This window comes from Actinoplanes sp. TFC3 (assembly GCF_001553785.1).
Taxonomy (GTDB): Bacteria; Actinomycetota; Actinomycetes; order Mycobacteriales; family Micromonosporaceae; genus Actinoplanes.
In genome coordinates this window covers 3,173,770-3,180,265 of sequence record NZ_LOJP01000001.1, presented here as the reverse complement: position 1 = coordinate 3,180,265, position 6,496 = coordinate 3,173,770, and the positions used below count along the sequence as shown (strand labels likewise).

General features: G+C 71.6%; 7 protein-coding genes and 1 pseudogene. 6 read left to right on the top strand and 2 right to left on the bottom strand.

Annotated features, from left to right (window positions below):
* Together TFC3_RS37970 and TFC3_RS14195 are read right to left on the bottom strand one after the other, a co-directional pair.
* Positions 1–838: hypothetical protein (locus TFC3_RS37970; protein ID WP_067499877.1), on the bottom strand; the 838-nt coding region annotated here is incomplete at its 3' end.
* On the bottom strand, positions 835–1,173 hold the full coding sequence (locus tag TFC3_RS14195; protein WP_173745379.1) for a PadR family transcriptional regulator: 339 nt from the start codon (positions 1,171–1,173) through the stop codon (positions 835–837). The genes TFC3_RS37970 and TFC3_RS14195, both read right to left, overlap by 4 nt.
* 176 nt (positions 1,174–1,349) lie before the next feature.
* On the opposite strand from TFC3_RS14195, the gene TFC3_RS14190 reads away from it, so the two are divergent.
* From TFC3_RS14190 to TFC3_RS14165, 6 genes and pseudogenes are all read left to right on the top strand, one after another.
* Positions 1,350–2,906 carry an ABC-F family ATP-binding cassette domain-containing protein gene (locus TFC3_RS14190; protein ID WP_067499876.1) on the top strand — a complete coding sequence of 519 codons (1,557 nt, stop codon included), beginning with the start codon at positions 1,350–1,352 and terminating at the stop codon, positions 2,904–2,906.
* Between the two features lie 4 nt (positions 2,907–2,910).
* Positions 2,911–3,879 (top strand): tyrosine-type recombinase/integrase, encoded by a 969-nt coding sequence (locus TFC3_RS14185; protein WP_067499875.1) that lies wholly within the window; start codon positions 2,911–2,913, stop codon positions 3,877–3,879.
* Positions 3,880–3,935: 56 nt separating this feature from the next.
* Positions 3,936–4,781 (top strand): undecaprenyl-diphosphate phosphatase, encoded by an 846-nt coding sequence (locus TFC3_RS14180; protein WP_067499874.1) that lies wholly within the window; start codon positions 3,936–3,938, stop codon positions 4,779–4,781.
* A 51-nt stretch (positions 4,782–4,832) separates the two neighbouring features.
* Positions 4,833–5,168, top strand: coding sequence for a helix-turn-helix transcriptional regulator (locus TFC3_RS14175; RefSeq protein WP_067499873.1), 336 nt, complete (start codon positions 4,833–4,835; stop codon positions 5,166–5,168).
* On the top strand, positions 5,165–6,151 hold the full coding sequence (locus TFC3_RS35835; protein WP_082772045.1) for a maleylpyruvate isomerase family mycothiol-dependent enzyme: 987 nt from the start codon (positions 5,165–5,167) through the stop codon (positions 6,149–6,151). Before TFC3_RS14175 ends, TFC3_RS35835 begins: the two co-directional genes overlap by 4 nt.
* Before the next feature lie 106 nt (positions 6,152–6,257).
* A pseudogene (locus TFC3_RS14165) lies at positions 6,258–6,496 on the top strand (cytochrome P450); the annotation flags it as partial.

Here is a 6,496-nt window from a genome sequence, read left to right as displayed (position 1 = left end):
CTGCGGGTGGGGTGAGCACGAGCAGGGCCGCGGTGAGGCAGGTGCCTGCGGTGCGGGGGCGTAGTGAGCCGGTGATGCGGTAGGTGAGGGCGGCGGCGAGCAGCCAGCCCAGGAGCAGGCCCAGGGCGGTGCCGGTGAGCGCTGCGGGGGCCGGGGCGGTGGGTACGGCGGTGGCGGAGACGGTGACGAAACCGGCGTCGCCCTCGGGGGTGGCGTAGCCGCGGAGGTGGGCTTCGAGGCCGTTCTTGACCGCGGTGAATTCCAGGCCCGCGCTCTGGTCGGTGTCCAGGCCGGGCAGGGGTGCCGGGTTGGCCGTGCCGGCCTGGGTGGCGGGGCCGGGCTGCTGGGCGGTGACGTGGAACGGCGCGGTGGCGGTGATGTGCCAGCCGGCGGCGGTGAAGCGTTGCTGGGCGGTGGTGGGCTGCCAGTCGTGGGTGTAGCCGGTGGCGGCGGTGACCATGGGGGCGGTGAACGCCGAGGGGCCGGCCGTGGTGGTGGTGTAGTCGCCGGGAGCGCCGGTGAGGTCGGCGAGTTCGTGGGCCGCGGGCAGGCCGGCGGTGGTGTGCAGCCGGGCCCAGGAGCCGGCGGCCGCGCCGAACGCGCCGGTGATCAGGGCGAGCAGCACGGCGGCCAGCAGGGTGGTGCGCCGGCCGGCGGGGAGCCGGAAGCGGTGCCGCAGGCCGCTGGTGATCAGGTGCAGCACGTCGGTGCGGTGCGGGCGGCGCCGGTCGTGGGTGGCCATCTCCAGCAGGGTGGTGAGCATTTCCGCGCCGTGCTGGGTGCGGAAGCGGCGCGGGTAGGCGCGCAGCAGCAGCCGGTAGTGCTGTTCGAGGTTCATGCGGGACTTCCGGCCGGGTCGGGGCGGGTGCGCAGGGCGCGTTCGGCGGCGGCGGTGTGCCGGCGCAGCCGTTCGGTCTGGGTGGCCAGGGCGGTGGTGCCGCTGGCGCTGAGCCGGTAGTAGCGGCGCAGCCGGCCATCGACGACCTGTTCGTGGTCGACGGTGATCAGTTTCTGCTCGGCGAGACGGTCGAGGGCGCCGTACAGGGTGCCGGGGCGCAGGGTGATCTCACCGGCGGACAGCCGTTGCACGGCCTGCACGACGCCGTAGCCGTGCAGGGTTTGCTCGGCCAGCGCGGTGAGGATCAGGTAGGTGGCTTCGTGCACGACCGCCATACTACGCAGCACGACATATAACGTCAAACGTAGTATGGGTAAATCGGTTGCGGGGTCCTCCCAGCCCGCGCAGACTGGCAGACGCATCGCATCCCGAGACGCCCGAGGAGAACCCGCCTGTGTGATACCGGCCCGCGTAGTGCGCTTCGCCGGTACCACTCTGCTCGGAGGACTCCTTGCTCAAAGCTGTCTCGCTCACCCATTCCCACGACGGTGACCTGCTGTTCACCGGTGTCGACCTGGTGCTCGGCGCCGGCGACCGGATCGGGATCGTCGGCCCCAACGGCGCCGGCAAGACCACTCTGCTGCGTATCCTCGCCGGGGACCTCACGCCCTCGCAGGGCAGCGTCGTGCGAGGGCCCGGCACCCGGGTCGGCTACGTACCGCAGCAACTCGCCGGGGCCGCGGGCACGGTCGGGGACTTCCTGGCCGCCGGGCTCGGCGAGCTGGCCGCGGTGACCACCCGGCTGCACCACCTGGAGCAGCAACTCGCTGCGGGTGCCGATGTGCTCACCGCGTACGGGGAGATTCAGGAGCGCTGGACCCATCTGCGCGGCTGGACCGCCCAGGCCCGCCTCGACGCGGCCCGCGAACGCCTGGGCATCGCCCACCTCGACGACCAGCGGCCGCTGAACGCCATCAGCGGCGGTGAACAGGCCCGGCTGCTGCTGGCCCGCGCGCTGCTCGACGACCCGGACGTGCTGCTGCTGGATGAGCCCACCAACCACCTCGACACCGAGGGTGGCGCCTGGCTCGCCCAGTGGCTCACCGGCTATCCCGGCGCGGTGCTGGCGGTCAGCCACGACCGGCAGTTGCTGGACACCGCGATCAGGCACATCATCGAACTCGACGGCATCCACGACACCCCGCAGGACTACCCCGGCGGCGGGTACAGCGCCTACCGGCAGGAGAAGACCCGGCGCTGGCAGAAGCTGCTGCTGGACTACGAGGCGCAGGAGAAGGACCGGCTGCGCTGGCAAGCCGACATCGAACGCACCAAGGCCCAGGCCCGCCACGTCGAGACCACCGTGCTGTCCGGCGTGCAGGCCCCGCACCTGCGGCGGGTGGCGAAAAAGGTGGCGAAGAAGGCCAAGGCCCGGGAGCGGCGGCTGCGCCGGCAGATGCAATCGGTACGGTGGATCGAGCAGCCCCCCCCCCGCCCGCCGCTGACGCTGGCCTTCCCCGGCGACGACACCGCACCCGGCGAGACCCTTACCCGGGCCGGCGGGCTCGACGTGCACCGCGGTGAACGGGTCCTGATCACCGGGCGCAACGGCTCGGGTAAGACCACCCTGCTGGGCGCCCTGCAGGCCGCAGCGAGCGTGCCGGTGGCGGTGCTGCCGCAAACCGACGCCGGGCTGCGCACCACGCAGAGTGTGTTCGACTACTTCCGCGCCCAGGTGCCGGTGTACGCCGACGACGCCGAGAAGCTGCTCGCGGCCCACCAGTTCGGCGACGACCAGTGGGACGCCGAGCTGCGCAGCCTGTCCGCGGGGGAGTTGCGCCGGCTGCTGCTGGCCGTCATCGTCAACAGCCCGGCGCGGCTGCTGCTGCTCGACGAGCCGACCAACTACCTGGACTTCGATGCCCTCGACGTGCTGGAGGCGGCGCTGCGGTCGTACCGGGGGACATTGGTTGTCGTCACCCACGACCGCTACTTCGCCGATCGGATCGCGACCGCACGGACCTGGCATGTCGAAGCCGGGCAGCCGGCGCCGGCGGTGACACGATGAACGCATGTCCCTGGTGCCGCGTCAGCCGCAACCGCTCGCCGTCGCCGCCGGTAGCGCCGAACAGGTCACCGAGGCGTGGCTGGCCAACCGGCGGCTGAGCGAGCACACCCGCGAGGCCTACCGGCGTGACGTGTCCGGCTGGCTCGCCTGGTGCGCCGGACGCGACCTGGAACCGCTGCACGCCTCCTTCCTGGACGTCAACGCCTACGCCCGCGGCCTGGAGGCGCGCGAGCTGGCCCCGGCGACCGTGGCACGCAAACTGTCCGGGCTGTCCAGCTGGTACGACTTCCTGCTCAAACTGCGCGCCGTGGACCACAACCCGGTCGGCGGGGCGGACCGGCCGTATCTGAGCCGCGACCACTCCGCCACCGTGGGGCTCACCCCCGAGGAGGTCGACGCGCTGCTGGCCGCCGCGGCCGCCGAGACCGGGCCCGCGGCGCTGCGCCACCACACCGCAGTGGTGCTGCTGGCCGACCTCGGTCTGCGGGTGGGGGAACTCGTCGGCCTGGACGTGGGGGACCTGGGCGTGGAACGCGGGCACCGCAGCCTGCGCTTCATCGGCAAGGGCGGCCGGCCCCGGCGCCGCGCGCTGACCCCCGAGGCAGCCGCCACCCTGGACGCCTACCTCGACCAGCGCGCCGCGGCCGAGGGCACCACCGTGGACCGTCTCGACGGGCCGCTGCTAGTCACCTCCGGCGGCGCCCGGCTGGACCGGCACGCCATCTTCAAACTCGTGCGCCGCCTGGCCCGGCTGGCCGGCATCGCGCACTGGGCGAAGCTGTCCCCGCACTCGCTGCGGCACTCCTTCGCCACCACCGCCCGCGCCGAAGGGGTGCCGTTGGAGGACGTGCAGGACGCCATGGGTCACGCCGACCCGCGCACCACCCGCCGCTACGACCGCGACCGGCACAACCTCGACCGCGACCCGTCATACACCCTCGCCGCGGCCCGGGTCCGTCGCAGCGGCACCTGAGCCCTCCCCTATTCTCGACGCCGGTCAGGCAGTCGATTGAAGAGGACGAGGTCGGGTTGAACATCATCGAAGCAGTGCTGCTGGGCGCGGTGGAAGGCTTCACCGAATTCCTGCCCATCTCCAGCACGGGCCACCTGACCATCGTGGAGAAACTGCTCGGCTACCAGATCGACGCCCCGGACATCACCGCGTTCACCGCGATCATCCAGTCCGGCGCGGTCATCGCCACGCTGATCTTCCTGCGCACCGATCTGATCCGCATCGTCACGGCGTGGCTGCGCGGGGTGTTCAACGCCGAGCACCGGGCGAACGCGGACTACCGGTTCGGCTGGGCGATCATCCTGGGTTCCATCCCCATCGGCATCATCGGGCTGCTGTTTCAGGACAGCATCGAAACCACGCTGCGCTCGCTGTGGTTCGTGGCCGGCGCGCTGATCATCTACAGCGGGGTGATGTGGTTCGCCGACCACGCCGCCACCCAGGTGCGCCACACCGAGGACGTCACCTGGAAGGACACCCTGGTCATCGGCATCGTGCAGTGCCTGGCGCTGATCCCCGGCGTGTCCCGCTCCGGCGCGACCATGACCGCGGGCCTGCTGCGTGACCTCGACCGGGTGACGGTCACCAAGTTGTCGTTCTTCCTGAGCATCCCGGCGCTGCTGGGCGCCACGGTGCTGCAGACGGTCACCGAGTTCGACGGCATCTCCACCGCCAACGGCGGCGTGGGCTGGCCCGCCACCATCACCGCGACCCTGGTCAGCTTCGTGGTCGGCTGGTTCGCGGTGTCCTGGCTGCTCAAGTTCGTGGCCAAGCACTCGTACTCCATCTTCATCGGCTACCGGCTGGTGCTGGGTGCGGTGCTGATGGTGCTGCTGGCCACCAACGTCATCGACCCCAGGTAGCACCATGCTGTTCAAGTAGACGGTTGATAAAGAAGCTGCTTGAATAGGGCGGTGGACGATCAGCAGCTGGATGCCGTGTTCCGGGCGCTCGGTGACCGGACCCGGCGCGACATCGTGGCCCGCCTCGGTGCCGGTGAGGCGACGGTCACCGAGCTGGCGCAGCCGTACGGCATGAGCCTTCAGGCCGTGTCGCAGCACCTGCGGGTCCTGCAACGCTGTGGCCTGATCAGCCGGGGTCAGCATCGCCAGGAACGGCCGTGCCGGCTGGAACCGCAGATCCTCGATGACGCGTTGTCGTGGATCGAGCAGTCCCGGCGTACCTGGTCGCAGCGCACCGACCGGTTGCAGGACCGCCTGGACGAGCTGCAGGGCGGTGACCAGCGGTGAGCGACGACGAGCTGATCCACCGGCGGATGCTGCGCGCCCCCCGCGAACTGGTGTGGCACTGCCTGACCCGGCCGCAGGAACTGGCCCGGTTCTGGGGGCCGCGCGGCATGATCACCCCGGTCGAGGGCATCGTCGTGGAGCTGCGCGCGGGCGGGCGGTTCGAGACGCTGATGATCGGCGAACACGGCAGCCACCGCATGCTCGCCACGTTCACCGAGGTTGCCGCACCCGAGCGCCTCGCCTGGCTGGAGCCGGCCAGCGGGCTGCACACCGCCGCCACCCTCACCGACCTGGGCGCGGGCGGCACCGAGCTGGTCATCCACCAGCGGCACGTGCCCGAGGCGATGCGCACACCGCAGGCTCGCGCCGGGTTCGCGACCAGTTTGGACAAGCTGGAGGAATATCTGATGCAGGCTCTGGTGGCGCCGACCTACGAGCGGCTCGCGGCGATCGTGGCGCCGGCGTGGCAGGCCCCGACACTGTGCGAGAAATGGGCGGTACGCCACCTCGTCGCGCATGTGACGATGCCGGCGCGGCTGAGCACGCAGCAGTTCGGCGCGGAGATGGCCGCCGCCCGCGGGGACTTCGCGGTGCTGGCCGACACCCTGGCCGCCCGCGACGCCGCCCTGCCGGTCGAGGACCTGCTCGCGCAGCTGCGCTCGCCGGTGCTGCACGCCTGGCAGCCGCCCGGCGGGGCCGCGGCCGGGGCACTGAGCCACGCGGTGATCCACAGCCTGGATGTGACCGTCGCGCTCGGGCGGGATCCGGTGGCCCCGCCGCAAGCCGTGCAGGCCGTGCTGGAGCAGCTCGTCGCGGCCGAGGGTGCCTGGTTCGGTGTCGACCTGAGCGGGGCCCGGCTGCAAGCGTCCGACACGGGGTGGGGCTGGGGAGACGGGCGGCTCGTGCACGGCCACAGCGGGGAGCTGGTGGCGCTGCTGGCCGGTCGCGCCCTACCTGATGGGCGGGTGCTGCCCCGGCGGTGAACGCCCGATATGCGGTTCATTCATCGACGTACGTTGTCCTGTACCCGTATGCGGCGATAACGTAGCGCGTGCGTACCACTACGCCTCGTTGTCATTGGAGGGTGCCGTGGCCGACCTGCTGACCGACCGGCTGCCGTTGTTCCCGTTCCGCAGCCCCGAGGACGATCCGTTCACCCCCGTCACCGCCGCTGACCGGCGCAGCCTCGACGGCCCGGTCAGCAAGGTGCGCCTGCCCACCGGCGGCTGGGCCTGGCTGATCACCCGGCACGCCGACGTCAAGCAACTGCTGCGCTCGGAGGCCTTCAGTGCCGACATGTACCGCCCCGGCTTCCCCCTGCTGCGCCC